We start from the raw sequence: 26,948 nt of genomic DNA, 5'->3' as shown, positions 1-26,948 counted from the left end.
CTATGTGATTAACACCATAACAATTATAGAAGACTTAAACAAATTAGTTTTTTAAAAACAGTTTGTTTAAGTTCTTTTTTTGTTTTAAAATATAATTCGGAATAAGAAGTAATAAATAAATGAAAATAATTAAAAGTAGAAAAAATTAAGATTAGTAAGAATTAAAATAATTGAAGATAGCAGGGATAAAGAAAAAATTAAAAGTATTAAAAATAAAAAATAATTGAGAATAGCAGGAATTAAAAGGAAAAATAATGGAGTGTAATAAGTTTAGTATTAATAATGAAAAAATAAATATTAAGGCTAAAGAATTAATAGACAGACTGGCAGCAACACATAATTTGTCAGTTTCGGAATATAAGTTTCTAATAGAAAATCAAAATCAGGAGCTTGCAGATTATGCAGCAGGGCTTGCTGATAAGGTGAGACGTGAAATATATGGCAATGAAATTTATGTAAGAGGTTTAATTGAGATTGGTAATTATTGTACTAATGACTGCTATTACTGTGGAATAAGAAAGTCGAACAATAATTGTGACAGATACCAGCTTACAAAGAAACAGATTATGGAATGTTGTCAGGAAGGCTATGAACTGGGCTTTAGGACTTTTGTATTGCAAGGGGGCGAGGGCATTGTAAAGGTAGATGATGTGTGTCAGCTTGTGAAAGAAATAAAAGAAAAACACAGTGATGTAGCTGTAACTTTATCTTTAGGCGAATGCTCGAAAGAAGATTATTTGAAAATGTATGAGGCGGGTGCAGACAGATATTTGCTTCGCCACGAAACAGCTAATAGGGAACATTATGAAAAACTTCATCCCAAGGAAATGTCTTTTGATAACAGAATGGAATGTTTACAGAATTTAAAAGAAATTGGCTATCAGGTTGGTTGCGGCTTTATGGTTGGTTCCCCTTATCAAACGTCAGAATGTCTTGCAGAAGATTTGAAATTCATTGAAGAATTCAGCCCCCACATGTGTGGAATTGGTCCTTTTATTTCTCAGAAGGATACGGAGTTTAAAGACCAGCCATCAGGAACAATGGAACAGACGGTGTATTTATTATCACTTATCCGTTTGATAAAAAACAATATTTTATTGCCGGCAACAACGGCACTTGGTACAATTCATCCGTTAGGAAGAGAAATGGGAATTAAGGCAGGGGCTAATGTGGTAATGCCTAATTTGTCTCCGGTTTCTGAAAGAAAAAAATATGCCTTGTATGATAATAAAATTTGCACAGGGGACGAATCAGCGCAATGCAAACAATGTTTAAGTGGACGAATGGCGTCAATGGGGTATAAAATTGTTACTGACCCAGGAGACATGAAATCGCTTTAGTAAGAAGATTAATATACAGCATTTAAGAAAGAAGGTAGAAAATGGCTATTTATAACAAAGAGTCAATGATTGCAGATGAATTTATTAATCATCAGGAAATATTAGATACAATAAAGTATGCAGAAGAGAACAAGAGAAATGTGGAGTTAATTGACAGTATTTTAAAAAAGGCAAAGCCGGTTAAGTCTGCAGATGGAAAGCAGACTCACTGCAAAGGTCTTACACACCGAGAGGCATCGGTTTTGCTTGCTTGTGACATACCGGAAAAAAATGAGGAAATGTACAGGTTGGCAGAAGAAATTAAGCAGGCTTTTTATGGCAATAGAATTGTAATGTTTGCTCCACTTTATTTATCAAATTATTGTGTAAACGGATGTGTTTATTGTCCTTATCACATGAAGAACAAACATATTTCAAGAATTAAACTTTCTCAGGAGGACATTAAGAGAGAGGTTATTGCACTTCAGGACATGGGACATAAACGTCTTGCCATTGAAGCAGGAGAAGATCCGGTAAATAATCCAATTGAGTATATTTTGGATTCAATCAAAACTATATATTCAGTGCATCACAAAAATGGAGATATACGTCGTGTTAATGTAAACATTGCGGCAACTACAGTTGAAAATTACAGAAAGTTAAAAGATGCAGGAATTGGAACTTATATTCTTTTTCAGGAAACATACAACAAAAAAAGTTATTTAGAACTTCATCCAACAGGGCCAAAGCATGACTACAATTATCACACAGAAGCTATGGATAGAGCAATGGAAGGTGGAATTGATGACGTTGGACTTGGTGTTTTGTTTGGACTTGAAGGCTATCAATATGAGTTTGCAGGACTGCTTATGCATGCAGAACATTTGGAGGCAGTGCATGGTGTAGGTCCGCATACAATCAGTGTTCCAAGAGTAAAAAAAGCCGATGACATTGATCCGGATGAATTTGATAACGGCTTGGAAGATGAAATATTTGAAAAAATTGCTGCATGTATTCGAATTGCAGTTCCATACACAGGCATGATAATTTCTACAAGAGAAAATCAGAAAGTTAGAGAAAAAATGTTATCTCTTGGAGTATCACAGATTAGTGGTGGCTCAAGAACTTCTGTTGGTGGATATTGCGAAGAAGAACGTCCACACGATTCAGAGCAGTTTGACGTTTCAGACCAGCGAACTTTGGACGAAGTAGTTAAATGGCTGATGGAAAAAGGTTTTATACCATCATTTTGTACTGCATGTTACAGAGAAGGCAGAACAGGAGACAGATTTATGTCACTTTGCAAAAACGGACAAATCTTAAACTGTTGTCATCCAAATGCATTAATGACATTAGCAGAATATCTTGTAGACTATGCATCAGAGGAAACAAAAGAAATAGGTTTCAAATTAATAGAAGATGAACTTAAAAAGATTCCAAACGAAAAGGTTCACAGCATAGCAGTAGAAAATATTAAGAATATCAAAGAGTCAAACAGACGAGACTTTAGATTTTAGTTTTTTAAATAGGAAAGTTAGTTTAACACAGACAGATTAAAAAGGCAGTCAAAAAACAGTAAGGCATCAAAAAAGACAGAGAGGTAGATAATTAATATGGGATTAAATGACAGACCGGCAAGTGAGAGAGTTCATATAGGATTTTTCGGGTTAAGGAATGCAGGAAAATCCAGCGTTGTAAACAGAGTGACAGGTCAGGAATTATCTTTGGTTTCAGACAACAAGGGAACTACAACAGATCCTGTGAAAAAAACAATGGAGCTTCTTCCAATTGGTCCTGTAGTAATTATTGACACACCGGGAATTGACGACGAAGGCGAACTTGGCAAAATGCGTGTTGAAAGGGCAAAAGATGTTTTAGGCGAAACGGACATTGCCGTTTTAGTTGTTGATGCAACATCCAGTTTAAAAGAAAAGGACAATGAGCTAATAGCTTCATTTAAAGAAAAAAGTATCCCATATATTATTGCCTATAACAAAAGCGATTTGATTGATGAAACAGACAAAGAAGTAATAAGAAACAGCCAGTTGAATGATGAATCCTTTAAGGACAGTAAAAAGAATAGCCAGCTGCTTAATGAAGCTTTTAAGAATGGCGAAAGATGCAAAAATGGCACAGACGAATTGGCTAATGAAATATTCGTTAGTGCATTAACAGATAAGGGCATTTATGAATTAAAAGAATTAATTGGTAAAGTCTCTAAAGCCACACTAAACAAAGACAAAAAAATTCTTGAAGGTTTAGTTGAGGAAGGTGACATGGTTGTTCTAGTTGTGCCAATTGATTCTGCAGCTCCAAAGGGAAGATTAATTTTGCCACAACAGATGGTAATAAGAGAAATTCTTGATACACAAGCAATTTCAATTGTAACTCAGGTTGAGCAGTTGGAGGCAACATTGAATTCAATTAATCAAAAGCCTAAGCTTATAATTACAGATTCTCAGGCATTCAATCAGGTTGCAAAAATTGTGCCTGAAAATATTTCCCTCACATCTTTTTCGATTTTGCTTGCCAGATACAAAGGCACATTGCAAGATGCTCTTGAAGGTGCAAGTATGCTTGAAAAATTGAAGGATGGTGACAAGGTTTTAATTTCAGAAGGTTGTACCCATCATAGACAATGTGACGACATAGGAACTGTTAAACTTCCTAATTGGATATTAAAGTACACCGGCAGGAAAATTGACTTTCAATTTACGTCAGGGGGCGAATTTCCCAAAGATTTGTTAAAATATAAATTGATAATTCATTGTGGAGGTTGCATGTTAAATGAAAAGACAATGCAATCAAGACTTGCTCAGGCAAAAGCTCAGGGTATCCCAATGACAAACTACGGAATCATTATTTCACATCTAAACGGCATACTTGAACGCTGTACAGAAATGCTGTAGTTAAATACTGTAGTAAATTGCTGTGTGATAAATTTAGAGTAGAAATAAATAATGTAAGCAAGATAAAAGAATATGCATTTTCAGAATGCAACTATCCAAACACTATCTAACAAAATCTACAATGTGTTAGAAAACGGTATTGCTCAAGATAAAAATTAAATGGTGGTAGGGCATCCAAATCAAACTTAATCTTATCAAAAGGGATGCCCCAAAAGTAAATTCCCACAAGAACAAATCTCCCACAAACAATTAAAACTCAGCGAATCTTTTACCCATATTTTACCCGAATTTTACTTTAGGATAACTTGAATATTACATTGTGAAATTATTATGAAGATGTAGGAGGGATAATCATGATTTATGTAGTAGAAGATGATAGCAGTATTAGAGAGTTAATTGTATATACTCTAAACAGCATGAATCTGAAAACTGTAGGCTTTGAGAAACCATCTGACTTTTGGGATCAGTTAGATAGTGAAATACCTACATTGGTTATGCTGGACATAATGCTTCCTGAAGAAAATGGAATTGATATTCTAAAAAAATTAAGGAAAAGAGTAGATACAAAAGCATTACCTATAATAATGGTAACAGCAAAAACAAGTGAATATGACAGAATTGCAGGATTGGATAATGGTGCAGATGATTATATTCCAAAGCCATTTAGTATGCTTGAAATGGTGGCAAGAGTCAAAGCACTATTAAGACGTACTGAACATACTAAAAATCAGGAAGATTATTCTTTGGAACATTTGTATGTTTGTCCAGCCAAACATGTTGTAAAAGTTGATGGAGAAGATGTGACATTAACATTAAAGGAATTCGAAATGTTATGCATTCTTTTACAAAATCAGGGCATTGTTCTAACAAGAGACCAGCTATTAAATAAAGTATGGGGATACTCATTTGATGGCGAAAGCAGAACAGTAGATGTTCACATTAGAACTTTACGACAGAAATTAGGCGTAGCAGCAGAGGCAATTAAAACAATTCGAGGCGTGGGCTACAAGATTTAATATTATACGAGGAGGAACTGCAATGAGCATATTCAATGTTTTATCATTAATAGGGGGCTTAGCATTATTCCTATTTGGAATGAATGTTATGGGAGAAGCCCTAGAGAAAAGAGCAGGCAGTAGTTTAAAAGGAATACTGGAAAAATTAACAGCAAGTAGATTTAAAGGATTTTTGTTAGGCGCAGCAGTAACAGCGGTAATTCAAAGTTCTTCAGCAACAACAGTAATGGTTGTAGGTTTTGTAAATTCAGGCATTATGAATTTAAAACAGGCAATTGGAATCATAATGGGTGCCAATGTAGGAACAACAATTACATCATGGATACTTAGTTTAACAGGAATTCAAAGTTCAAATATTTTAGTAAGTTTATTAAAGCCATCATCTTTCACACCAATATTAGCCTTAATAGGAATTATTTTATTGATGAGAAAGAAAAGTGGAAAAAGTGTTGATACAGGAATGATTTTATTAGGTTTCGCAGTATTGATGTTTGGAATGGAAGCAATGTCAGACGCTGTGTCACCACTTAGAGACGTACCTGAATTTCAGCACATTTTAACAATGTTTAGCAACCCTATTTTAGGTGTTTTGGCAGGAGCATTTTTAACAGCAGTAATTCAAAGTTCATCAGCATCTGTAGGTATTTTACAGGCATTAGCTTCAACAGGCGTGGTTACTTATGGCAGTGCCATTCCAATTATTATGGGACAGAACATTGGTACATGTGTAACAGCAATCATTTCTTCATTTGGAGCAAACAAAAACGCAAAACGAACAGCAGTAGTGCATTTAACATTTAACATTATCGGTACAGCAGTATGGCTTACAGTATTCTGTGTTGTAAATGGATTAGTACATTTATCATTTATAAATGACAGTGCAAGTTTAATGGGAATTGCAATTATACATTCAGTATTCAATATTCTTTGCACAATAATCTTATTCCCATTTGCAAATCAGTTGGAAAAATTAGCATGCTTCATTATAAGAGATGCAAAAGTTGGAGATGCAGAAGAAGTTTTGGATACAAGACTTATGGCAACACCTTCAATTGCATTGGAACAGTGTAAGAAGGTTGTGAAATCCATGTTTGAAAAAACAGAGTTAGGAGTAGTTGAAGCCTGCAATATGCTTATCAATTATTCAGATAAGACAATGGAAGAAGTTGTTTCATTAGAAAAGAAAGTAGATAAGTACGAAGACCAGCTTGGAACATATTTAGTACAGATTAGTAAGCAGAATTTAAGCGAACAGGACAGTAGAGAAGTAAGTGAAATTCTCCATATAATTGGTGATGTAGAAAGAATTTCCGACCACTCAGTGGCTATTGCAAAGTCAGCCCAGGAGATTAGCGGGAAGAAGTTAAAGTTTTCTAATCAGGCAGAGGGGGAAATTACAGTTATGATTAAAGCTGTAAAAGAAATCCTTCAGGAATCAAAAAATGCTTTCTTAGAAGACGATGCAAATCTGGCAATGGATGTTGAGGCAATGGAACGTGTTATTGATAAATTGAAGCATCAGTTGAAGAAACGCCATGTTGACAGATTGAAAAAAGGCGAGTGTACAATCGAGCATGGCTTTGTGATGACAGACATTATAACTTCATTGGAAAGAATTTCCGACCACTGTTCTAACATAGCAAGTTGTGTGGAAGAAATCGGGCATGGAAGCTTGGACATTCACGCATACAATAGAGACATTCGTAGAGACGAAACTAATGAATTTAGAAGTATTTATGAAAAATACAAAGAGAAATATAGTTTGGAAAAAAGAATAATCTAGTTTGAATTTTAACTTACAAAAGAAGGTGAGAATATGCATGAAGTATATAAAAAAATTTGGAATGTGGCAGACAAAACAGGTAGAGTTTTTCCATTTACAAACAGATCATGGTTCCTGTTCTACAGCACAGCATTGTGGGCAGTTATAGGGCTGATAGCAGGTGGTGTTATTTCGGGAATCCTCTGTTTGGCGAACAGTGGCATGAGCCTTGTTAAGTGGCAGATTGTTATTGCAGCCTATATTGCAATGATAATCGGTTTTGCAGGCGGCATAATGTATATTCTTAGGAATACAGAACCTAAAGATATAAAATAGTTCTCCACGTTAATAATTACATTTTTTTAGGACACAATACTAAAAATGGAGGACTTAACATGGAAAAAAATATTTTAAGAAAAATGTCTTATGGAATTTATATTGTGTCAACAATGGACAGTGGGAGAGCGACAGGTTGTGCTGTAAATTCGGCAATGCAAATAAATGTATCGCCGGAAACAGTGGCAATTAGTATTAATAGAAAAAATTTCACACACCAGTGCATAGCAGAGTATGGCTTGTTTGCAATAAATTTAATTGCAGAGGACTCAAATCCAATATTGATTGGTAGATTTGGGTTCTGTTCAGGAAGAGATGCAAATAAATTTCGGGATGTGGATTTTAAAATTGTAAAAGAGATTCCTGTATTGACAGATACTTGTGGATACGCAGTTTGCAAAGTAATAAACAAATTTGAAACAGAAACCCATACAGTATTTTTAGGCGAAGTAATAGAAAGTAAAATGTTTGGGAACAACAGAATCCCGATGACATATAGTTACTATCAAAAGGTAGTAAAAGGTGTTTAAAATAATAAATTTTGAGAAATCATTCTTTAGAAAGAAAATGCGCTAAATATTATCAATGCATTTGAAATCTGAAGGATGATTTTTTCCTTCATGTAATAGAATAGGAAAATTTAACGTTATACATATATAACAACAATTAGGTAGAGAGAAAGGCAGGAAGAAAGTCTATACAAAATGGGGCAAGAGCGTAAACATTATACGTTTTGATTTGCTCTGATAAAATAAAGAAATGTTTTAAAAATTGAGTCTGTGAAATAATGTATGTAAATAGAAATTATTTCACAGACTCACAACTTTTACTTTTTAAATAAGTTATTTCGTTGTTGAAGGAAGATATTGCATCAACGCACCTGCAATATTTGAAATAGGCATAGTCTGTAACCACACTCTACCAGGTCCTGTAACCACTGTATTAAATACGCCTTCGCCACTGAAAAATATATTCTTAACGCCGGGAACAGTTTTGACATCCATTTGGCATGTTCCTGACATGGCAGCTAAATGACCTGTATCAATGACAATCTGCTGTCCAGGTTGTAAATTGTATTCAATTACGTGACCGTCAAACTCTGCAAAAGCTATACCGTTGCCTGAAAGTTTTTGCATAATAAAACCTTCTCCACCAAATAGCCCTGAACCAAGTTTTTTTCTAAAATGCATTGAAAGTTCAACGCCGGCCTCAGATGCAAGAAAAGCAGATTTCTGCAAAATAATTTCATTTCCCGGTGAAATTTCGAAAGCTTTAATTGATCCCGGAAAACATGAAGCAATTGAAATCATGCCGTTTGTATGTTCAGCAGTATAAATATTTTGAAAAATTGTATCGCCTGATAAAGCTCTGCCAAACATTTTTCCAATGCCACCACCAGTTGTTTCCATTTTCATATTTGGTGACATCCATGCCATGCCACCACCTTCAGTAATAATTTTTTCACCCTCATCAAGCTCACAAATTACTACAGGTAAAGTATCACCTTTAATCGAGTATCTCATAAATTTTCTCCTTTTAAATAAATAGTAGTCATTATATCATTATGTTGATAAACAGTTACATATGCAGTATAACATACAATGGTGTATAATAGGTGCATAAGAAGTAATAAAATACAAAAGGAAAAACTAAAATGAAAACAAAAAGAAATAATAAAAGGATGACAGCAAAAGCTAGAAGAAGAAAACAGATAAGAAATAGAATTTTACTTGTAATATTAATTGTAGCTGTAATTATATTAGGGGCAATAGGGTGGCAGTACCTTGCTAATCAACGACAGATTTCTAATTTGAAAAATGCCAAGAAGCCGCACTGGATTAGTAAGCAGATAATTCCTGTAGACGGGGGTTCCAGAAACGGTGAGAAAATAATCAAAGTAAACGACATAGTAATACATTATGTTGGCAATCCAGGAAGCACTGCACAACAAAATAGGGATTTTTATGCAGGAAGTCAGTCAAATGTAAGTTCTCATTTTGTTGTGGGAATAGAGGGAGAAATTATTCAGTGCATTCCTTTAAATGAAATGTCTGCTGCAAGTAACTGGAGAAACAATGACACTATCTCAATAGAAACATGCCATCCTGATTCAACAGGTAAATTTACGAAAAAAACTTACAAGTCTTTAGTTAAATTAGTGGCATGGCTTGAGGATAAATGTGGTTTAACAGAGAAACATGTTATTAGGCATTATGATATTACAGGAAAAGAATGTCCAAGATATTTTGTGAAAAATAATGATGCATGGGAAACATTTAAGAAGAAAGTAAAGAAACAAAGATTGAAAATACAGGAGGAGTAAAATGATTACAAAAATAGGTGTACCATTTAAAGGTTTAGCAGGAGACGGTTTTTCAGGAAGTTATAAGGGAATGAGATTTTTCATGAAGACCTATGACAAGGAAAATATAACTGTGTATGTTTATCCGGAACCTTACAGTTTTGAACATACTAAGGAAGAATTGAAAGAAACAATTACCTTTCCGTATACTGAGGAAGGGGTAGATCAATGTATTAATTGGCTTAACGAAAAATATGAAAAAGACAAAGAAAAATGGGATGAAGCACTAAATGCCTCATGGAAATAAAAATAATAGAGTGTATAAAGCGTCAATATTAGCCGTAATTATGACTGCCGTTATGTTTGCAAATATTTTGGAGAATCCTAAAATAAGCGACCAAAGTGCTAACGAAAAAGGAAAAATGGAAAAAATAAGTAATAAAACAAAAACAGACGGAATAAATAATAAAAAAAATAAAGAGAAAAGAATGATTAATAAAAACGACTGGAAGCTTGTTTTAGTGAATGGAAAACATAAAATAAAGAAAAACTATGATATTACCGTAACACCTGTTGGGTATACTCAGGCAATTGATGAGAGATGCTATGACAATCTTAAGAATATGATTAATGATTGCAGGAATGCAGGGTATAATCCGGTAATATGCTCCTCCTACAGAAGTCATGAAAAGCAGGTTCTTTTGTTTGAAAACAAAATCAAAGATTTTATCGGGCAAGGCTATACAAGAAAAGAGGCAAAGAAAAAAGCAGGAACAGTTGTGGCGATTCCCGGAACAAGTGAGCATGAAATAGGTCTTGCAGTTGATATTGTAGATGTGAAGTATCAGCTACTTGAAGAAAATCAGGAGAAAACTGAAACACAAAAATGGTTAATGAAAAACTGTTGGAAATACGGTTTTATTCTCAGATATCCAAAGGACAAACAGGAAATAACCGGGGTAATTTACGAACCATGGCATTACAGGTTTGTAGGAAAAGAAAATGCCAAAATGATAATGAAAAACAATTTGTGTCTGGAGGAATATTTGGAATAAAAAAATGGGCTGTTACTTTTACAATTCGTAATCGTTAAAGTAATAGCCCATTATCAGCTTGCAATCTATTTCTTATCACTTACCTGACTGCCGTCATGTTCTATATGGAAATTATCTTTATAAATCAACTTGGAAATAGGTACGATTTCGTAGCCTTTTTCTTTTAGCCCTTCAATAACCTTCGGTAGTGCCTGGGCGGTATATTTGGCACCATTATGCATCAGGATAATAGAGCCATTCTTTAAGTCCTTGTGATTTAGGACAGTGTTTACAATAGAGTCTACACCGTAATTTTTCCAGTCAAGGCTGTCAACATTCCATTGAATTGTATAGTAGCCACAGTTTTTTGCCTGAATAATCAAATTGTTGTCATAGTCTCCGTAAGGTGGACGGAAAAGGCACATAGTAGTACCTGTAAGTTTTTTTACTTTATCAGTTACTTTGGTTAATTCATTACACATTTCGGAAGTGCTAAGTGTAGGCATGTGTTTATGGTTTTCACTGTGATTACCCAAATCGTGCCCGGCTTTCTTTATGGCCTTTACGTCATCAGGATAGCTTTCAACCCAACCACCGGTCATAAAGAAAGTTACATTGATTTTGTACTTTTTTAGAATATCAAGTATTTTTCGTGTGTCTTCATTTCCCCAAGCTGCATCAAATGAAAGCGCAACTTGTTTTTTATTAGTTTGGACATTATAGATTGGAAGCTCTTTGGTTGTATTAGAGACGGTTATTGCATCAAAGCCGTCCTTAAACAGATTTTCCTGATAGTAGTATGTAAGACCAACGACTGCAATTAGAACGCAAAGCCATAAAATACTTCGCTTTAATAAGGAAACTTGTTGTGAATTAGACATAACAATTCTCCAAAAACTTATTACTATAGTTTATGCATAAATCAAGGGAATATGAGTGCCTCTTGACAGGGATGTTATAATGTTATAGGAAAAATTAGCATAGAGAAAAATGAGGTTTAGAATGAATAGAAGAGTAAAACAAAAGAAGTCAAAGCAGGTGGACATGTTACGCGGTTCCCTTGCAGATAAAATTATATTATTTGCACTTCCTTTGGCGGCAAGTAGTATTTTGCAACAGTTGTTTAACTCAGCAGATGTTGCTGTTGCAGGAAGATTTGCAGGTAGCGAGGCTTTGGCAGCCGTTGGTGGCAACAGTCCGGTTATTAACCTAATAGTTAATTTGTTTGTAGGATTTTCCATTGGGGCCAATGTTGTTATTGCCAATGCAATAGGACAGGGTAATAAGAAAAAAGCAAACAGAGCAGCACATACGGTAATTTCATTAGCAATTATTTGTGGTATAGCTTTAATATTCATAGGGAATGCAGTGGCAGCACCAATATTAAGTATGATGGATACTCCTGATAATGTATTACCTTTGGCGGTGGAATATCTTAGAATTTATTTTTGTGGCATGCCGTTTTTTATGGTTTATAATTTTGGTTCTGCTGTGCTTCGAAGTATTGGTGATACAAAAAAGCCATTATATTGTCTTTTAGTATCAGGTGTTATAAATGTTGCCCTTAATTTGTTTTTGGTAATTGTGTTCGACCTTGGAGTTGCAGGTGTGGCAATTGCCACAGTTACAGCAAATGCAATAAGTGCATCAATGATTATTTTCTTCTTAATTCATGCAGATGAAACAATCAGACTGGATATAAAGAAATTATCACTTAACAAAGATGAGGTAATCAATATAGTAAAAATTGGGGCACCGGCAGGGCTTCAGGGAATGGTATTCTCATTGTCAAATGTTTGTATTCAGGCTGGAATTAACAGTTTTGGGACAGCAGGAATTGCAGGTTCTGCGGCTGCAGTAAATTATGAATTTTTTACTTATTTTGTGACGAGTGCTTTCACACAGGCGTGTATAACATTTACAAGTCAGAATTATGGGGCAAAGCAATATGACAGATGCAAAAAAATATTGAGGGTAAGCCTTGTACTTGCTATGGTATGCACAGCCTGCATGAGTATTGTCTTTGTTCTCGGAAAAGAATTTTTCATTGGCATATACACAACAGATAAAGATGCAATGGTGTATGGTGTGGCGAGATTAATAAGAGTAGGTCTTTTAACAGCTTTGCCACCATTATATGAGGTGACAGGTGGTGCTTTAAGAGGTATAGGTCACTCCATGACACCAGCTGTGCTTACAGTTTTTGGCTCATGTGTGTTAAGAATTGTGTGGATAAATACAATATTCAAAATGTTTAGTTCATTTGAAATATTAATGGCAGTTTATCCGTTTACATGGGTAGTGACAAGCCTGTTGGTAATAGGAACGTATTTTATTATTCGGAAAAAAGAGTATGTGTAAAAATAGGGGTTTAATATGTACAGAGCAATTTTAGTGTGTTATACTTGTACAGGTTTTGAGTATAGGAAAAGGAGTAAGAGTAACCAATGAAAAAAGAAGGTTTATTATCTATTATTTTACCTGCGTTTAACGAGGAAAAAATAATAAAAAAAGCTGCAAATGTTATAGGTTCTATTTTAAATGGAGCATCTATTCCATACGAAATTATTTTTGTGGACGATGGTTCAAAGGATGATACATGGAATCAGATTGAAGCAGTATCAAAAGAAGATGAGCATATTATTGGAATTCATTTTTCAAGAAATTTTGGAAAAGAATCAGCGCTTTTTGCAGGACTTGCTAATGCTAATGGCGACTGTTGTGCAGTTATGGATTGTGATTTACAGCATCCACCTGAGGTTTTAGTGGAGATGTATAGACTTTGGCAGCAGGGCTACGAAGTTGTTGAAGGTGTTAAGCATAGCAGAGGTAAGGAAAGTTTCTTACATAAGATGAGCGCAGGCTTGTTCTACAAATTAATTTCTAAGGCTGTTAAGATTGATATGTCAAGAGCCTCTGATTTTAAATTGATGGATAGACAAGCAGTAGAATCACTTCTGAATATGCCTGAGAAAAATGCTTTCTTTAGAGCATTGTCATCATGGATTGGGTACAAGACAACAAGTGTTGAATTTGATGTAAGAGAGCGTGAAGAAGGCGAGTCAAAATGGTCAACATGGTCATTGGTAAAGTATGCAATTACAAATATAGTTGCATTTTCAGCAGCACCAATGCAGATTGTAACAATTCTTGGAGTGATAGTTTTTATTTTGGCAGTTATTTTGGGAATACAGACAATTGTAAAATTCTGTATGGGACATGCAGTTGCAGGCTTTACAACAGTTATACTTTTGGTATTGATGATAGGTAGTATCATAATGATGAGTTTAGGAATCATCGGCTACTATATTGCAAAGATTTACGAGGAAGTAAAGGGAAGACCTCGTTATTTAATATCAAAAAAAGTTGGAAAATAGTTAGTGGGGGTGTAATAAACTATATACTTGGGAGAAATTTAATGGAATCATTAATAAAATTATTTAATAAATACAAAGAGATAATAATGTATCTTATAATGGGCGGTGCTACAACAGTAGTCAACTGGGTTACATATAGCGTAATGATTACGATTTGCCATCCGGGACAAAGCCTGTCAGGACTTTTGAAAATGTCGGCAAACACAATAGATGTATTTATTGCCAATATTGTAGCGTGGACAGTTGCTGTAATATTTGCTTATATTACAAATAAAATATGGGTATTTAGAAGTTATTCCTGGAAGTTTAAATTTGTTATGAAAGAACTTGGTTTGTTTTTATCAGCCAGAATCTTAACAGGTTTAATAGAAATTTTCGGCGTTCCATTTCTTGTGGACCATGGATTTGATCAGGCAATCTTCGGCTTACGAGGCAGTGTTTGTAAGATAGCAATGTCATTCTTTGTAGTTTTACTAAACTATGTATTTAGCAAACTTGTTATTTTCAAAAAAGACAAGAGTGAAGAAGAATAGAATATTAAAACAATATCCGCTCTGTCAGTTGGCAGAGCGGTTTTTGAAAGGAAGAAAAATGAGTGAAAAACAAATAATTATAAATGAAATAAAAAATAAAATAGGATTTTATACAGTAGTAGTGCTGACTTTGGCATTAGTGTTAGGTTTTAGTAATAACATCTCGGCAAAAACAAAGATTAAAACCTACAAGATTACATATGTTTTAAAAGGCGGAACCAATAATAAGAAGAATACTAAAAAATATAAATCAACTAAAAATACAAAATTATATTCGCCTAAAAGAAAGGGCTATACTTTTAAGGGATGGTATAAGGACAAAAATTATACAAAGCGTATTAGAAAAATAAAAAAAGGTTCTAAGGGAAACAAACGGATTTATGCTTTATGGAAGGCTGTCAAATACAAACTTTCATACACTTCTAATGGTGGTGTAAATGATTATAGAAATAAGAAGAAATATACTTGTGAGAGGAGTGTAAAATTATATCCGGCAACAAAGGAGAATTATACTTTTGTAGGCTGGTACAAGGATAAAAAGTTACAAAGCTAAAAAAAGGCACAAGAGGTAACATAAGACTATACGCAAAGTGGCAATTAAAAGCTTTGAATATTAACAGGGAAGGCACTGGTGACATGATTTGGAGCTGGTGGTCTTATCCACAGGTTGTGTCTTACAACAAAACACAAAATAATGTGTATTGGGGATTTACAACAAGTAAGGGTTATAGTGGAATTGCTTCATATAATAATATAACACATAAAACAAATAAAACATTATTAAAAAAAGTGTCACAGTTAGATGTAGATGACCATAATGGTGTAGCAGTAACTATTATGAATGATGGAAAAATAATGTGTGCTTATACCGGTGGACATAACATAGATAATAAATTACATATAAGAATATCTGACAAAAAAGAAAATATCGAAAAATTTAGCAAAGACATAGTTCTTAGTTCTTCAGGAAAGGTATGTTATAGTCAGATAATTAAATATCAAAATAAATACTATATTTTCTATAGGGTAAATAACAAAAGCTGGGCTTACCGTTATTCATCTAATGGAACAAAATGGAGTGCAGAAAAAATAATAATAACAGCAAAAATGCAGTATTATTGTAAATTTATGCCTACAACAACAAATGGTGTTATTAGAATTTGTATGACATCTAATCCCGGATCTAGTGACCCTAATATTAGAATGGGTTTTATACATTTAAGTAATAAAGCTATTTATAATTCTAACAATAAAACAAAATTAGGAACTTCTAATATTTCAGCAACTAAATTTAATACAATTATAAAAAATGTGTCAGGAAAAACACAGCGTTTATTTGATGTTGCAATAACTACACCTAAAAAACCATTGGTTTTATTTACTTCATTTTCTAATAAGACTAAGGCAAAGAATTCAGTTTATTACGTTTTTGATACAAACAGAACTATAAGAATTTGCAATGGCGGAAACCCTCTTTGGAATCCAAAATATCAATTAGGAGCTTCGTTTGTTGGTAATGACAAGATTGTTGTAGCAAGAGAAGAACATGGTTATGATAAAATAGAACTTTATAATTACAGCTCTGGAAATATTACATTAAATAATTCTGTTTATTCAGAAGCCATTGGCAGTAACTATATTAGAAATGCAAGACCAATTGTAGACATAAATCAAAAAGTTTTCTTATGGCATAGGGGATTTTACAATCCAAATGTGTATACAGATTTCTTTACGGAAGCAAAAATATACGATTTGCAATAAAAATAATTCTAAAAAATCAACTTTTGTGTCATTTTTTTCAACGTTTGTGCATAAACTATTGACATTTTAAAATTAAGAAAATGAACCAGTATTGAAATGTTTTTTTCCAATATTGGTTCTTTTTTATTACATCATCACGTGCAATGTGAGTGAACTTAACAAGAATATATTCACATAAAGTTTGTGGATAAAAATATTTTCAAAAATGATTTTAGAAAAAAGAGTACCCAATAAAATAAGCCTACGTTTTCTTAAAAATGTTTTTAGTCTAGAATTTTTAGTGGAGGAGAAGCTTTAGATTTATGAAAAAATGGGAGGGTACAATGAATTTCAAAAAATCTATATCAAAAAAAAGTTTGCTTCGTAGAATTAGCGGAATCGCTTTAACATTGGTAATGGTAATAAACCTTATGTATGGTTATAGCGCAGCTAAGGCACAAGTTACTGAGGAAGCCAGAAAGGCATCACAGGTAGCAGCACAAAAAGCAGAAGCAAATAAGGCACCATACCGTAACGTAATGTATTACGGTGATTGGTCAATTTATTCAGGTCAGAAGAATTTCACACCTGATAAGATTGACGGTAGTTTAATAACACATTTGAATTTTGCATTTATGGATGCAGATGAAAATGGTGATTTAATCACAACAGACACATGGGCTGACTATGAAAATCCAAATGTAGGATATTCAGTTGGAACAGACAACAAATACGCAGGAGTGTTGGGAGGAATGCTTTTATTAAGACAAAATATCCTAACATGAAGATAGGTATTTCTGTTGGTGGTTGGACAAGATCAGGGGATTTCCCAAAACTTGCAGCGTCAGAAAAGACAAGAAAGAACTTTGCAAACAATGTTGCAAAATTTGTTCATTACTATGGATATGATTTTGTAGATATTGACTGGGAATATCCAACAGCAGATAGAGATCCTGATCCTGAAGGCAATGGCGTTGCCATTGATAAGGGATGTAAGGGCTCAGCAGCAGACACACAGAATTATACACTGTTATTACAGGCAATTAGAGATGCATTAGACAGCTATGGAGAAGCTGATGGAAAGTATTATGAATTATCAGTGGCAATGTCAGCATCACCAAAGATGATGGCTGCAATTGAATACGAAAAAGTATTAAAAATTGTAGACTTTGCAAATATGATGACATATGACTTAAATGGTGCCTGGGGAGGTTTTACTGCTCACCAGACAGCGCTTTACACAAATCCTGCATATGATGAAGGGGACGCAGGTCTTTCAGTTGATTCATGCATTAAGTATCTTGAAAATAAATACGGTGACAGCATTGATTATTCAAAGATTGTAGTTGGTGTTGCACCTTACACAAGAGGTTGGAAAGAAGTTAAAAAGGAAACAGGAAGAGATTCTAAGAATCCGGGCTTATATGCAGACGCAACAGGAGAAAATGGCGTAACTTATGCATATGGAGACATTAACTCTTTAATAAGTAAGTATAATTTAAAGAAATATTGGGATGATACAGCAAAGGCAAACTATTTTTATAGTGAGTCAACAGGTATGTTCTTTACATGTGATACTGAAGAATCAGTAGCTGAAAAAGGAAAATATGTAAAGAGTAAACATTTAGGCGGACTTATTTCATGGATGGCATCATTGGATAGTACAAATTCAGTTACTAAGGCAATGAAGGAATCTTTATATGGTTCAGAGGCACTTCCTACAAATGAGATTACTACACCAAAAATGGATGGCATTAAATTAGATGTGCAGGCTTCAGGAGAGTCATATACTTTGAATTTGCAGAATACAAATGCAAAAGTAACACTTCCAAGTGGAGCAAAAGATATTTCGGTTATGCCATGGGCAGAAAAGTTTGGCAAGACTTTAAGCTATCCTTCATTAGAAATTAAAACAATTAACGGTGAAACTTTAACAGGAGACTGGAGTGCAGGTGGAACAATTACAACTGAAAATGGAAATACAGTAATTACACCACCTGAATGGAGTTCAAAAGCAGTGGCACCTGGTGATACATTAACATTTACATTTAAGTCAGGTAAAGGAACTGCAAGCTTATCCAATATTCAGTCAGTTACACTTAGACAGAAAGCTGTTTCAAGTGGTAGCATTATTTCAAGAAATGTTTTATATGAAAATAATGAAAGCGGTGTTGTAGAAACAACAACAGAAAAAGTTACTACAACAAAAGCACCTGAAACAACAAGTAAAACAGAGCAGGTAACAACAGTGCCTGAAGTACCGGCAACAACTGCACCGGAACAGACAACAACAAAGAAGGCTTCAACAGGTGCATATCCTCAATGGTCACCAAACAGTGTTCTTTACAACATAGGAGACCTTGTTCAGTATCAGGGAAATGTATATGAATGTACATTTGCACATACTTCAAATTCAGGTTGGACACCAACAGAAGCATTTACATTGTGGAAACTTAGAAGTGATTTAGTAGCAGGAGAAATCGAAACAACAACTAAGGGAGGAAGTTCTGTAGAAGAAACAACAACTGTTGAAAATAATTACACAGTTAATTCAAAACTTCCACAGCATATGGTAACAGGCTATTGGCATAACTTCCTTAATGGTTCAACAGCATTAAAGATTTCAGATGTTCCAAGTTACTATGACATGATTTGTGTATCTTTTGCAAACTCATCAACAACACCTGGTAAGGTTACTTTTGAGCTTGATAAGGATTTAAGCAATGCCTTAGGTGGCTATACAAAAGCACAGTTTATTCAGGACATCAAAGATGCAAAAGCAAAAGGACAGCATGTAATTATTTCAGTAGGTGGCGCTGAAGGAACTACTTATATTACAAATCAGGTAGCAGCAGATGAATTTGCAAAGAGCCTTATTTCAATGATTGAGGAATATGGATTTGAAGGTGTTGATATTGACTTTGAAGGTAGTGCAGTATCAGGAACAGATTATATTGCTGAAGCATTAAGAACAGTACATAATCATTTCGGAGATGATTTTATTATAACAATGGCACCGGAAACATATTATTTCCAGGATACAAATCCAAATGGAACAGCAGCAACATCAGCATACTACAGACTTGCATACAAGATTAAGGATATTCTTACAATCTGTTATCCACAGTTTTATAACTCAGGTGGTATGATTGGTTATAACGGATTTAATGCACAGGTTGGAACTGCAGATTTCTTAACATCACTTGCAACTTTATTATTAGAGAACGGATTAAGAGCTGATCAGGTAGCGTTAGGATTACCATCAACTGCCAAAGCAGCAGGTAGTGGCTATGTATCAACTGATGTAATTAATACTGCTGTAAAGGCACTTGTGAACGGAACATCATCAGGAAGTTTTACTGCACCAAGAGCGTACCAGTCATTTAGGGGTGTAATGACATGGTCAATTAACTGGGATGCAACTAACAACTATGCGTGGGCTAAGGCTATGGATAAGACAATGGACGAACTACCAACAACAGCACAGCCTACAACAACAAAAGCTACAGAAACAACAACTACAACAACAGAACAGACTACAACAGTTAAACCTACAACAACACAGGAAACAACAACTTCCAAGAAGGCAGAAGAAGTTACAACAGTTGACGGAAAACAGCCAATCGAAGTTATTGGTTTAACAAAGATTTCCCAGAACAAGGGAGATGTAACATTTGCCTGGGGACAGACTAATGAACAGATGGCTTTAGGTCAGACATATAACGTATATGTAGACGGCCAGTTATTTGGAACATACAATACTGCAACACAGCTTAATTATACATTTGCAACTAACGGAAATCATATAATTAAGGTAACAGCTGTTTATAACGGAAAAGAAACAGCAGGTCAGACACTTAAAGTAGTAGTAACAGGTCTTGAAAATACAACAACACAGGTAACTACAGAGCCTGTTGTGGAACCAACAACTACAGCAAAGGTAACAGAACCTGTAGTAGAGCCTACAACAAAGGCAGAAGTTACAACAAAGAAACCTGAGCAGACAACAACAAAGAAGGAAGAAACTACAACTAAACCGGAACAGTCAACAGGTACAGATGTAAAACCATCAACAGGACTTTCATCAAAATTATTAATTGGTTATTATCATACATGGAATAACGGTGGAAATCCATTTATTAAATTAAGAGATGTTGATAAAAACTGGGATGTAATTAATATCTCCTTTGCTGAACCTGTAAGTGCAGGTAGCACAGATGGAAAGATGCAGTTTAATATTTCAGGTTTAACAGCTGATTATACAAAAGCTGATTTCAAGAAAGATGTTAAAGATCTTCAGGCACAGGGCAAGAAGATTGTATTATCAATTGGTGGTTATGAAGGCTACTTCTCATTAACATCACAGAGTGCGGTTGATCAGTTTGTAAGCGATATTAAATCTATTGTAGACGAATATGGATTTGATGGAATTGATATTGATTTAGAACAGTCTTCAGTACAGTTTGAAAGTGGAAATGATAAGGACATTAACAATCCTACATCTCCAAAGATTGTAAATATGATTAAAGCAATTAGAACTATTTGCAGTAGCTATGGTGATGATTTCATTTTATCATGGGCACCTGAAACATTTTATGTACAGTTAGGTTACTCATTCTATGGTGGAATTAATCAATACTGTGATAGCAGAGCAGGGGTATATTTACCTATGATTAATGCATTAAGAAACGAAACATCATATGTACATGTACAGTTATATAATTCAGCACCTATTACAGGACTTGATGGAACTTCTTATAGCATGGGTACAAAGGAAAGCACAGTTGCAATGTGTGAAATGCTCTTAAAGGGATTCCATGTAGGAGCATATTATACAAATTCAACAGATGCTTCAACATACTTTGCTCCACTTAGACCAGATCAGGTTGTCATTGGTGTTCCATCATCAGTAAGTGCGGCAGGTAGTGGACAGATTGCAAATAAGGATCTTCAAAGCGCATTTACAGAACTTAATAATAAGTATCCGGGCTTGAGAGGAATTATGACATGGTCAATTAACTGGGATTCAAGTCAGAATAATAATTCTTTTGCAAAAGAAAATGGAGCATTTCTTGCGGCATTAAGAAATAATCAGGAAGAAACAAAGCAACCTGAAACAACAACAGAAGAGCCTACAACTAAAGCACCTGAAACAACAGAGCAGCCAACAACAAAGGCACCTGAGACAACAACGGAGAAGCCAACAACAAAGGCACCTGAAACAACAACACAGAAACCTAGTCAGTATCCAGCTTGGGATGCATCAACTATATATGTAAGAAACGATTATGTTTCATATAACGGACACGTATATAGAGCAAAATGGTGGACAAAGGGAGAAAATCCTGAAAAGTCAGGTCAGTGGGATGTATGGCAGAAGATAAAATAGTTAATATTAAATAATGTAAGCCATATAAAAGAAAATCACAGGGATTTCACAAAAGTGAAATTACCTGTGATTTTTGTGTAATAAGAAATTCCACTGGAATTTCTATTAGATAAAAAGCGTTCCACCAGGGAAGCACCTTGGTGCGAAAAGAAATCAGTTGTGAATAGGCACGTGCTCGGTGGGTAGAATGTCACAAGCGACATGCTTTACATACAATAGAAAATTTAAAAATATATTTTATTGATTTAGAAATTTTTTCATTGCTTCAATATGTTCAAGCCCTTCTTTGTAGCCTACATTGTAAAGAAGTCTAAGCTTGTTGGGATCACGTTCAGTTCGTTTAATTGTAATTGGATTTTTAGGTCTGATAACATAAACAGAACCTTCTTTTTCAAGTTCTTTAATATAGTCCAATGTTTTATTATATTCATTGTGTCTGATTTCCATATCGTGAATAAGGTTGGGATATTTTTTACCCATTTTCATTTTTAATAATGGAATAATACTGCTTTTGGTTTTGCGATAGCCGTTATGCTGGGTTAGTATCAATATGTTTTTTTCGTAGCCCATTTCTCTAAATTTCTTTATTGGTATGGAATCTGAAATACCACCATCTAAAAGTTCAAGACCATCAATTTTTACAATACGTGAAACTAAGGGCATTGATGCTGAAGCTCTATACCATTCAATATCATCAGCTTCTCCTGTAGGGCAAAGGTGATATACCGGTTTTCCTGTATTTACATCTGTTGCAACAACATAAAAAGCCATTGGATTTTCCTGATAGGTTTTGGTATCAAAGATATCCAGCTTTTCGGGGATTTCTCTGTAACAAAAATCGGCTCCATATAAATCTCCTGTTTTAATTAAAGAACGAATTCCAACATAGCGTGGATCTTTTGAATATTTCATGTTGTATCTTATTGAACGACCAATTTGTTTAGATTTGAAATTGCAACCAAAAGTTGCTCCGGCTGAAACACCAATTGTTCCATCTACTGTAATATTGTTATTCATCATGGCGTCTAAAACGCCGGCAGTGAACATGCCGCGCATGGCACCGCCTTCTAGTACAAGTCCTGTTTTCATAACACAATCCTTTCTAAAGTCATATCCCCATTATAGTGAGAGCACAGATGTGGAATGACTTTTTGACGTTGAAGTATAGATTACCCGGATTGCTCCGTGCATTGCACTCCCGCAATCCTCCCCAAGTATTCGCATATGGTGAAGCTATCGCTTCACTTTTATGCTCATACTGGGGCGTGTCTCAAAGTCATATCCCCATCATAGTTAGGGCACAGATGTGGAATGACTTTGATACACTGTAATCAAGAGTATCTTAACACAAATAGGGAAGAATGTTAAAATGAAAAAGGAAAATAAGTATGCTATTTTGATGATTTTGCAGTTTAGAATATGAAAGGAAGGTAAAAATGGAAATAAAATTAGTTAGAAAACATATTATTTTTAAGGGCAGAGTACAAGGGGTAGGTTTTAGATATTTTTGTTATACAGAAGCAAATAAAATGAACTTAACAGGTTATGTCCGAAATTTATACGATGGCAACGTGGAAATGGAAGTACAGGGAGATTATCGTGATGTTGAAATGTATGTTTTTAGAATAAAACAGGGTGATTATTTTATTAGAGTGGATGAGGCGGAAGTGACGGATATGAAAGTTAAGGAAGAGAGTGGCTTCCAGATAAAATAGGCAAATAGAAAGAAAAAGTGAAAAGCATAAAAATGAAAAGAACATAGAAAATAAAAATATACAATAACATTTAAAATAAAAACGTTACAGATATTGACATTAAATAGTTCGATGATATTATGATGACATATCACAATTACATCAAATTTTAAAGACTCACAGTAAGGTGTAATTTGATAATAGATGGTTAATTGAAATTAAAGGAAGCAATTAGCCAAATAAAACTGAAAGGAATAAAAATATGAGAAGGGAAAAAGTAGTAAAAGCGGTGGCAATATTAATGTCTGTTTGCATGGTTGCACCTGCTACAGTGTTTAGCAATGTAACCACAAAAGCAGACGTTAATGGCAATGTAACAGCCGCAGACAAAAAGGATGAACTAAAAATTGAGGGTGATTACTTCAGACAGTATATGTCAGTGCTGTTAGATCAGGGAAAACTTAAAAATGATAATAATACAATTGAAATGACAAAAGATGAAAAATCAAAATCAGTTATTTTCAGTGGCACAAAAGAAAACTTATTAGAGAATCAGATTGTTCTTGATAAGACACTTAATTTCAATGGTTCAAAAATTGACAGAATCAGTTTGGATGCCATGTCAGAAAAAGGAACAACAGTAACGTTAGGAATTTATGTTGATGGTGCAAGTGAGCCAATTGCCAAGACAGTTCTTAACAGACAGAAGAAGAAAAATGATTGGAGAAATCCAAAGAATATTTCAACAGATATTTCAAGTTTGAACTTAATAGGTGAGCATACAGTTCAACTTAAAGTATTAGATGCTTCTGCAGATAATGTGAAATTTGATATTAGTTCTATTGAATTTGTTGAAAGCACAGTGCCAACAATTTACTTTAACATTGATGAATCAGAGGGAACAATTGCAGAGATGAATGGTTCATCTGACCACAGTGCAGAATGTTATGGCAACATGACAATGACAGTTCCAGATAATTACACATGTGAATATACAGGTAAGAAGGCAAAAGGCGGAACTTATCAGTTAGAATATATTAGAGGCAGAGGAAACTCAACCTGGAGCGTTGACAAGAAACCTTACAAGATTAAGTTAGATAAGAAAGCTGATTTACTTGGTATGGGTAAGAACAAACATTGGGTTTTACTGGCAAACTATTATGACAACAGTTTGCTTAGAAACAAGATTACATATTGGCTTGGCAGCCAGTTAAATATGCCATTTACACCAAAAAGTGAACCGGTTGATGTAGTAATGAATGGTGATTATTACGGAAGCTATTTCTTGTGTGAACATGTAAGAGTTGGGGAAACACGAGTAAATATTGATGATTTGGAAGCAAACGAAGATGCAATGCATGAAACAAAGGAACCATTTATAACAGGTGGCTATTTATTATCACTTGAACCTTATGGTAATGAAGAAAAGAAATCTTTTAAAACAAAAAAGAGCAACACTTTCTTAATTGAAAGTCCTTCTTTTGAAGATTATTACAATGAAACACAATACAATTACATAAAGAATTATGTCCAAAGCGTTGAAGATGCCATTTATGGAAAGAATTTCAAAAATGAAAAAGGCGTTTCCTATTCAGATTTGATGGATGTGGCATCAACAGTTTATTACTATTTGATTCAGGAATTCTCAATGAATGGTGATGGATATGCTTCAACAAGTACATATTTATATAAACCAAGAAATGGAAAATTATTCTGGGGACCACTTTGGGATTTTGATTATGTGGCATGGGGGTCAACAGAATATGATGATTTTTCAACTACAGGCTGGACAGAAAACAGCAATATGTGGTTGGAAAGATTATTTGAGGATGAAAGCTTTTCTAAAAAAGTTGTAGATAGCTGGCCGGAATTAAAGGCTGCTGTTGAAGAACTTATAAAAGATGGTGGACAGCTTGATAAATATAAGGAGAAAGTTAAACAGTCAGCTTTATACAATTTTGAAAAATGGGGTATATCACCTATTAATTACAACGAGGGTGATTCTGCTGTTAATTTAACTTATGACCAGGAAGTTGAAAGATTAAGAAGCTGGATAAAGGAAAGACTTAATTGGGTTGATAAAAATATTAAAACTTTGTCACCTACACCTTGTACAGTAAAATATGTAGCAAACGGTAAAACAATTTATACTGGTAAAGAATACATTGGCAAAACATTAAGCAATGTACCAACAGTCCCTAAGAAAAAAGGCTATGAGTTTGCAGGCTGGACAACAAAATATCATCTTACTTATGATGAATACATAATACTCCATCCAGACTTGAGTACGGACGATTTAGATGATGAGACAAAGGCTGAATTAGAAGATATTAAGAAAAAAGGTTATGACTATGAAGGTGATTTTGATACATATGATGCTGTTCCAAAGTCAATTACATTAACAGCAAAATATATACCTGAAAACGAAGTTGTAAAAGCAAAGAAAATTTACTTAAATAAAACAAAAGTGAATATTTCAACAGATATAGGTGTAGCTACTTTAATTGCGACAGTTGCACCTTTTGACACAACATTCCCTAATTTAAAATGGTCATCAAGTGATGAAAATGTTGTAACTGTAGATGCTGGTATGATAAATGTAGTAGCACCAGGTGACGCAGTAGTTACTGTAAGCACAGATAACGGAGTTAAGGCAACATGTAAAGTTCATGTATGCAACCAGCAGGAAACACGGGACTTTGACTATGAAAGTTATTTATTAGATGACAATGAAATTACAATGAATGTTGGTGAATACAGACAACTAAACATTACAAGTACACCTGACAATGCAATTTATAGTGAATTCCCATCATTTATCGGAATTGATGAGTCTATTGCAGAAGTTGAAGCAGGTGGAGTTATACATGCTGTTGCAGAAGGAAAAACTGCAGTTGTTATGGTAAAAGATGGCGATGTTTCAACATGCATAATTAATGTTGTAGACAAATCTAAGAATGTTGTAAAGAAAGGTAGTCTGTACAATGTTAAGGGCAACATTTACAAGGTAATATCTACAGGCAAGAAAAATACAGTAACATTTGCAGGCGTAAAGAATAAAAAAGTAAAGAGTGTTAAAGTTCCCGGAACTGTTAAGATTAGCAATAAAACTTTCAAGGTAACTGCCATTGAAAATAAAGCATTTGCTAATTTAACAAATGTAAAGAAAATTACAATTGGCAAGAACGTAGCAAAATTAACAAAAACGATGTTTGCAAAAAATAAGAAACTTAAAAAAATTGTTTTGAAAGCCCAAAAAACAAAAATAGCAAAGGGAACATTTTCTAAAAAGGTTAAAGTTGTAAAACCTAAGAAAACAGTAAAAAAGACATCTCATAGCAGAAAGAAGACTACAAAAAAGAAAACTGATCAAAAGAAGACAAAAAATAATGAATAAACTACTGTAGTTTTTTATGCTTTCTACCCATGGAAAGTTATTAATTATAGGTATTTGCACAATAATACTATATAACTTAAAATATAATTAACAAAAAAATTACAACGATTAAGTAATTTTGGAAAAGCAAAGTCCATATT

General features: G+C 34.2%; 22 protein-coding genes. 19 read left to right on the top strand and 3 right to left on the bottom strand.

Going from position 1 to position 26,948, the window contains the following annotated elements:
* Positions 1-254 precede the first annotated feature (254 nt).
* The 7 genes from hydE (at position 255) to ACQY63_RS06760 (ending at position 7,872) form a co-directional block, all read left to right on the top strand.
* Positions 255-1,340 (top strand): [FeFe] hydrogenase H-cluster radical SAM maturase HydE, encoded by a 1,086-nt coding sequence (gene hydE, locus ACQY63_RS06790; RefSeq protein WP_428244916.1) that lies wholly within the window; start codon positions 255-257, stop codon positions 1,338-1,340.
* A 41-nt stretch (positions 1,341-1,381) separates the two neighbouring features.
* Complete coding sequence (gene hydG, locus ACQY63_RS06785) at positions 1,382-2,836, top strand: [FeFe] hydrogenase H-cluster radical SAM maturase HydG (RefSeq protein ID WP_302689309.1); 1,455 nt, start codon at positions 1,382-1,384, stop codon at positions 2,834-2,836.
* A gap of 96 nt (positions 2,837-2,932) precedes the next feature.
* On the top strand, positions 2,933-4,228 hold the full coding sequence (gene hydF / locus ACQY63_RS06780) for a [FeFe] hydrogenase H-cluster maturation GTPase HydF (protein ID WP_022165874.1): 1,296 nt from the start codon (positions 2,933-2,935) through the stop codon (positions 4,226-4,228).
* A 353-nt stretch (positions 4,229-4,581) separates the two neighbouring features.
* Positions 4,582-5,244 carry a response regulator transcription factor gene (locus ACQY63_RS06775; protein WP_022165875.1) on the top strand — a complete coding sequence of 221 codons (663 nt, stop codon included), beginning with the start codon at positions 4,582-4,584 and terminating at the stop codon, positions 5,242-5,244.
* A 22-nt stretch (positions 5,245-5,266) separates the two neighbouring features.
* Positions 5,267-7,027: a Na/Pi cotransporter family protein gene (locus tag ACQY63_RS06770; protein ID WP_302689310.1), complete on the top strand. Its 1,761-nt coding sequence runs from the start codon at positions 5,267-5,269 to the stop codon at positions 7,025-7,027.
* A gap of 33 nt (positions 7,028-7,060) precedes the next feature.
* Positions 7,061-7,342 carry a hypothetical protein gene (locus ACQY63_RS06765; protein ID WP_302689311.1) on the top strand — a complete coding sequence of 94 codons (282 nt, stop codon included), beginning with the start codon at positions 7,061-7,063 and terminating at the stop codon, positions 7,340-7,342.
* A gap of 59 nt (positions 7,343-7,401) precedes the next feature.
* Positions 7,402-7,872, top strand: coding sequence for a flavin reductase family protein (locus ACQY63_RS06760; protein WP_302689312.1), 471 nt, complete (start codon positions 7,402-7,404; stop codon positions 7,870-7,872).
* Between the two features lie 312 nt (positions 7,873-8,184).
* Here the strand turns inward: ACQY63_RS06760 and ACQY63_RS06755 are convergent, their stop codons facing one another.
* Entirely contained in the window at positions 8,185-8,865 is a 681-nt protein-coding gene (locus ACQY63_RS06755) for a TIGR00266 family protein (RefSeq protein ID WP_428244915.1), read from the bottom strand.
* A gap of 131 nt (positions 8,866-8,996) precedes the next feature.
* On the opposite strand from ACQY63_RS06755, the gene ACQY63_RS06750 reads away from it, so the two are divergent.
* The 3 genes from ACQY63_RS06750 to ACQY63_RS06740 are packed head-to-tail and all read left to right on the top strand — an operon-like array spanning position 8,997 to position 10,699.
* Positions 8,997-9,665 (top strand): peptidoglycan recognition protein family protein, encoded by a 669-nt coding sequence (locus ACQY63_RS06750; RefSeq protein ID WP_022165880.1) that lies wholly within the window; start codon positions 8,997-8,999, stop codon positions 9,663-9,665.
* A gap of 1 nt (position 9,666) precedes the next feature.
* Positions 9,667-9,951 (top strand): hypothetical protein, encoded by a 285-nt coding sequence (locus tag ACQY63_RS06745; RefSeq protein WP_022165881.1) that lies wholly within the window; start codon positions 9,667-9,669, stop codon positions 9,949-9,951.
* Positions 9,935-10,699: a M15 family metallopeptidase gene (locus tag ACQY63_RS06740; protein WP_022165882.1), complete on the top strand. Its 765-nt coding sequence runs from the start codon at positions 9,935-9,937 to the stop codon at positions 10,697-10,699. The genes ACQY63_RS06745 and ACQY63_RS06740 overlap by 17 nt, the downstream gene beginning before the upstream one ends.
* A gap of 65 nt (positions 10,700-10,764) precedes the next feature.
* Here the strand turns inward: ACQY63_RS06740 and ACQY63_RS06735 are convergent, their stop codons facing one another.
* Positions 10,765-11,559, bottom strand: coding sequence for a polysaccharide deacetylase family protein (locus ACQY63_RS06735; protein ID WP_022165883.1), 795 nt, complete (start codon positions 11,557-11,559; stop codon positions 10,765-10,767).
* A 121-nt stretch (positions 11,560-11,680) separates the two neighbouring features.
* On the opposite strand from ACQY63_RS06735, the gene ACQY63_RS06730 reads away from it, so the two are divergent.
* From ACQY63_RS06730 to ACQY63_RS06700, 7 genes are all read left to right on the top strand, one after another.
* Positions 11,681-13,039 (top strand): MATE family efflux transporter, encoded by a 1,359-nt coding sequence (locus ACQY63_RS06730; protein WP_022165884.1) that lies wholly within the window; start codon positions 11,681-11,683, stop codon positions 13,037-13,039.
* A gap of 86 nt (positions 13,040-13,125) precedes the next feature.
* Entirely contained in the window at positions 13,126-14,055 is a 930-nt protein-coding gene (locus ACQY63_RS06725) for a glycosyltransferase family 2 protein (protein ID WP_022165885.1), read from the top strand.
* A gap of 41 nt (positions 14,056-14,096) precedes the next feature.
* Positions 14,097-14,588, top strand: a complete 492-nt coding sequence (locus ACQY63_RS06720; protein ID WP_022165886.1) for a GtrA family protein — start codon at positions 14,097-14,099, stop codon at positions 14,586-14,588.
* 58 nt (positions 14,589-14,646) lie between these two features.
* A complete protein-coding gene (locus ACQY63_RS06715) occupies positions 14,647-15,141 on the top strand; it encodes an InlB B-repeat-containing protein (protein WP_022165887.1) in 495 nt (164 codons plus the stop codon).
* A 53-nt stretch (positions 15,142-15,194) separates the two neighbouring features.
* Complete coding sequence (locus ACQY63_RS06710) at positions 15,195-16,349, top strand: BNR-4 repeat-containing protein (RefSeq protein ID WP_428244914.1); 1,155 nt, start codon at positions 15,195-15,197, stop codon at positions 16,347-16,349.
* Between the two features lie 323 nt (positions 16,350-16,672).
* Entirely contained in the window at positions 16,673-17,113 is a 441-nt protein-coding gene (locus ACQY63_RS06705; protein WP_428244913.1) for a hypothetical protein, read from the top strand.
* Positions 17,110-21,717: a glycosyl hydrolase family 18 protein gene (locus ACQY63_RS06700; protein ID WP_428244912.1), complete on the top strand. Its 4,608-nt coding sequence runs from the start codon at positions 17,110-17,112 to the stop codon at positions 21,715-21,717. Before ACQY63_RS06705 ends, ACQY63_RS06700 begins: the two co-directional genes overlap by 4 nt.
* Before the next feature lie 237 nt (positions 21,718-21,954).
* Here ACQY63_RS06700 and ACQY63_RS06695 read toward each other — a convergent pair whose 3' ends face one another.
* Entirely contained in the window at positions 21,955-22,806 is an 852-nt protein-coding gene (locus ACQY63_RS06695) for a patatin-like phospholipase family protein (protein WP_022165890.1), read from the bottom strand.
* A 347-nt stretch (positions 22,807-23,153) separates the two neighbouring features.
* Here ACQY63_RS06695 and ACQY63_RS06690 point away from each other — a divergent pair, with 347 nt between their 5' ends.
* Positions 23,154-23,432, top strand: coding sequence for an acylphosphatase (locus tag ACQY63_RS06690; RefSeq protein ID WP_022165891.1), 279 nt, complete (start codon positions 23,154-23,156; stop codon positions 23,430-23,432).
* Between the two features lie 241 nt (positions 23,433-23,673).
* Positions 23,674-26,808 (top strand): CotH kinase family protein, encoded by a 3,135-nt coding sequence (locus ACQY63_RS06685; protein WP_428244911.1) that lies wholly within the window; start codon positions 23,674-23,676, stop codon positions 26,806-26,808.
* Positions 26,809-26,948 lie beyond the last annotated feature (140 nt).

The sequence above is a fragment of the Eubacterium sp. Marseille-QA0814 genome, from assembly GCF_965119675.1.
Classification (GTDB): domain Bacteria; phylum Bacillota; class Clostridia; order Lachnospirales; family Lachnospiraceae; genus Eubacterium_G.
This window is presented reverse-complemented; position numbering and strand designations above follow the sequence as displayed.

Bases quoted from the DNA above. Each gene is read 5' to 3' on its own strand.
- ACQY63_RS06740 (WP_022165882.1), top strand. From the start codon at position 9,935: ATGCCTCATGGAAATAAAAATAATAGAGTGTATAAAGCGTCAATATTA.
- ACQY63_RS06770 (WP_302689310.1), top strand. From the start codon at position 5,267: ATGAGCATATTCAATGTTTTATCATTAATAGGGGGCTTAGCATTATTC.
- ACQY63_RS06750 (WP_022165880.1), top strand. From the start codon at position 8,997: ATGAAAACAAAAAGAAATAATAAAAGGATGACAGCAAAAGCTAGAAGA.
- ACQY63_RS06765 (WP_302689311.1), top strand. From the start codon at position 7,061: ATGCATGAAGTATATAAAAAAATTTGGAATGTGGCAGACAAAACAGGT.
- ACQY63_RS06730 (WP_022165884.1), top strand. From the start codon at position 11,681: ATGAATAGAAGAGTAAAACAAAAGAAGTCAAAGCAGGTGGACATGTTA.
- ACQY63_RS06700 (WP_428244912.1), top strand. From the start codon at position 17,110: ATGAAGATAGGTATTTCTGTTGGTGGTTGGACAAGATCAGGGGATTTC.
- ACQY63_RS06685 (WP_428244911.1), top strand. From the start codon at position 23,674: ATGAGAAGGGAAAAAGTAGTAAAAGCGGTGGCAATATTAATGTCTGTT.
- ACQY63_RS06745 (WP_022165881.1), top strand. From the start codon at position 9,667: ATGATTACAAAAATAGGTGTACCATTTAAAGGTTTAGCAGGAGACGGT.
- ACQY63_RS06775 (WP_022165875.1), top strand. From the start codon at position 4,582: ATGATTTATGTAGTAGAAGATGATAGCAGTATTAGAGAGTTAATTGTA.
- ACQY63_RS06695 (WP_022165890.1), bottom strand. From the start codon at position 22,806: ATGAAAACAGGACTTGTACTAGAAGGCGGTGCCATGCGCGGCATGTTC.
- ACQY63_RS06720 (WP_022165886.1), top strand. From the start codon at position 14,097: ATGGAATCATTAATAAAATTATTTAATAAATACAAAGAGATAATAATG.
- hydG (WP_302689309.1), top strand. From the start codon at position 1,382: ATGGCTATTTATAACAAAGAGTCAATGATTGCAGATGAATTTATTAAT.
- ACQY63_RS06705 (WP_428244913.1), top strand. From the start codon at position 16,673: ATGAATTTCAAAAAATCTATATCAAAAAAAAGTTTGCTTCGTAGAATT.
- ACQY63_RS06755 (WP_428244915.1), bottom strand. From the start codon at position 8,865: ATGAGATACTCGATTAAAGGTGATACTTTACCTGTAGTAATTTGTGAG.
- ACQY63_RS06735 (WP_022165883.1), bottom strand. From the start codon at position 11,559: ATGTCTAATTCACAACAAGTTTCCTTATTAAAGCGAAGTATTTTATGG.
- ACQY63_RS06760 (WP_302689312.1), top strand. From the start codon at position 7,402: ATGGAAAAAAATATTTTAAGAAAAATGTCTTATGGAATTTATATTGTG.
- hydE (WP_428244916.1), top strand. From the start codon at position 255: ATGGAGTGTAATAAGTTTAGTATTAATAATGAAAAAATAAATATTAAG.
- hydF (WP_022165874.1), top strand. From the start codon at position 2,933: ATGGGATTAAATGACAGACCGGCAAGTGAGAGAGTTCATATAGGATTT.
- ACQY63_RS06715 (WP_022165887.1), top strand. From the start codon at position 14,647: ATGAGTGAAAAACAAATAATTATAAATGAAATAAAAAATAAAATAGGA.
- ACQY63_RS06725 (WP_022165885.1), top strand. From the start codon at position 13,126: ATGAAAAAAGAAGGTTTATTATCTATTATTTTACCTGCGTTTAACGAG.
- ACQY63_RS06690 (WP_022165891.1), top strand. From the start codon at position 23,154: ATGGAAATAAAATTAGTTAGAAAACATATTATTTTTAAGGGCAGAGTA.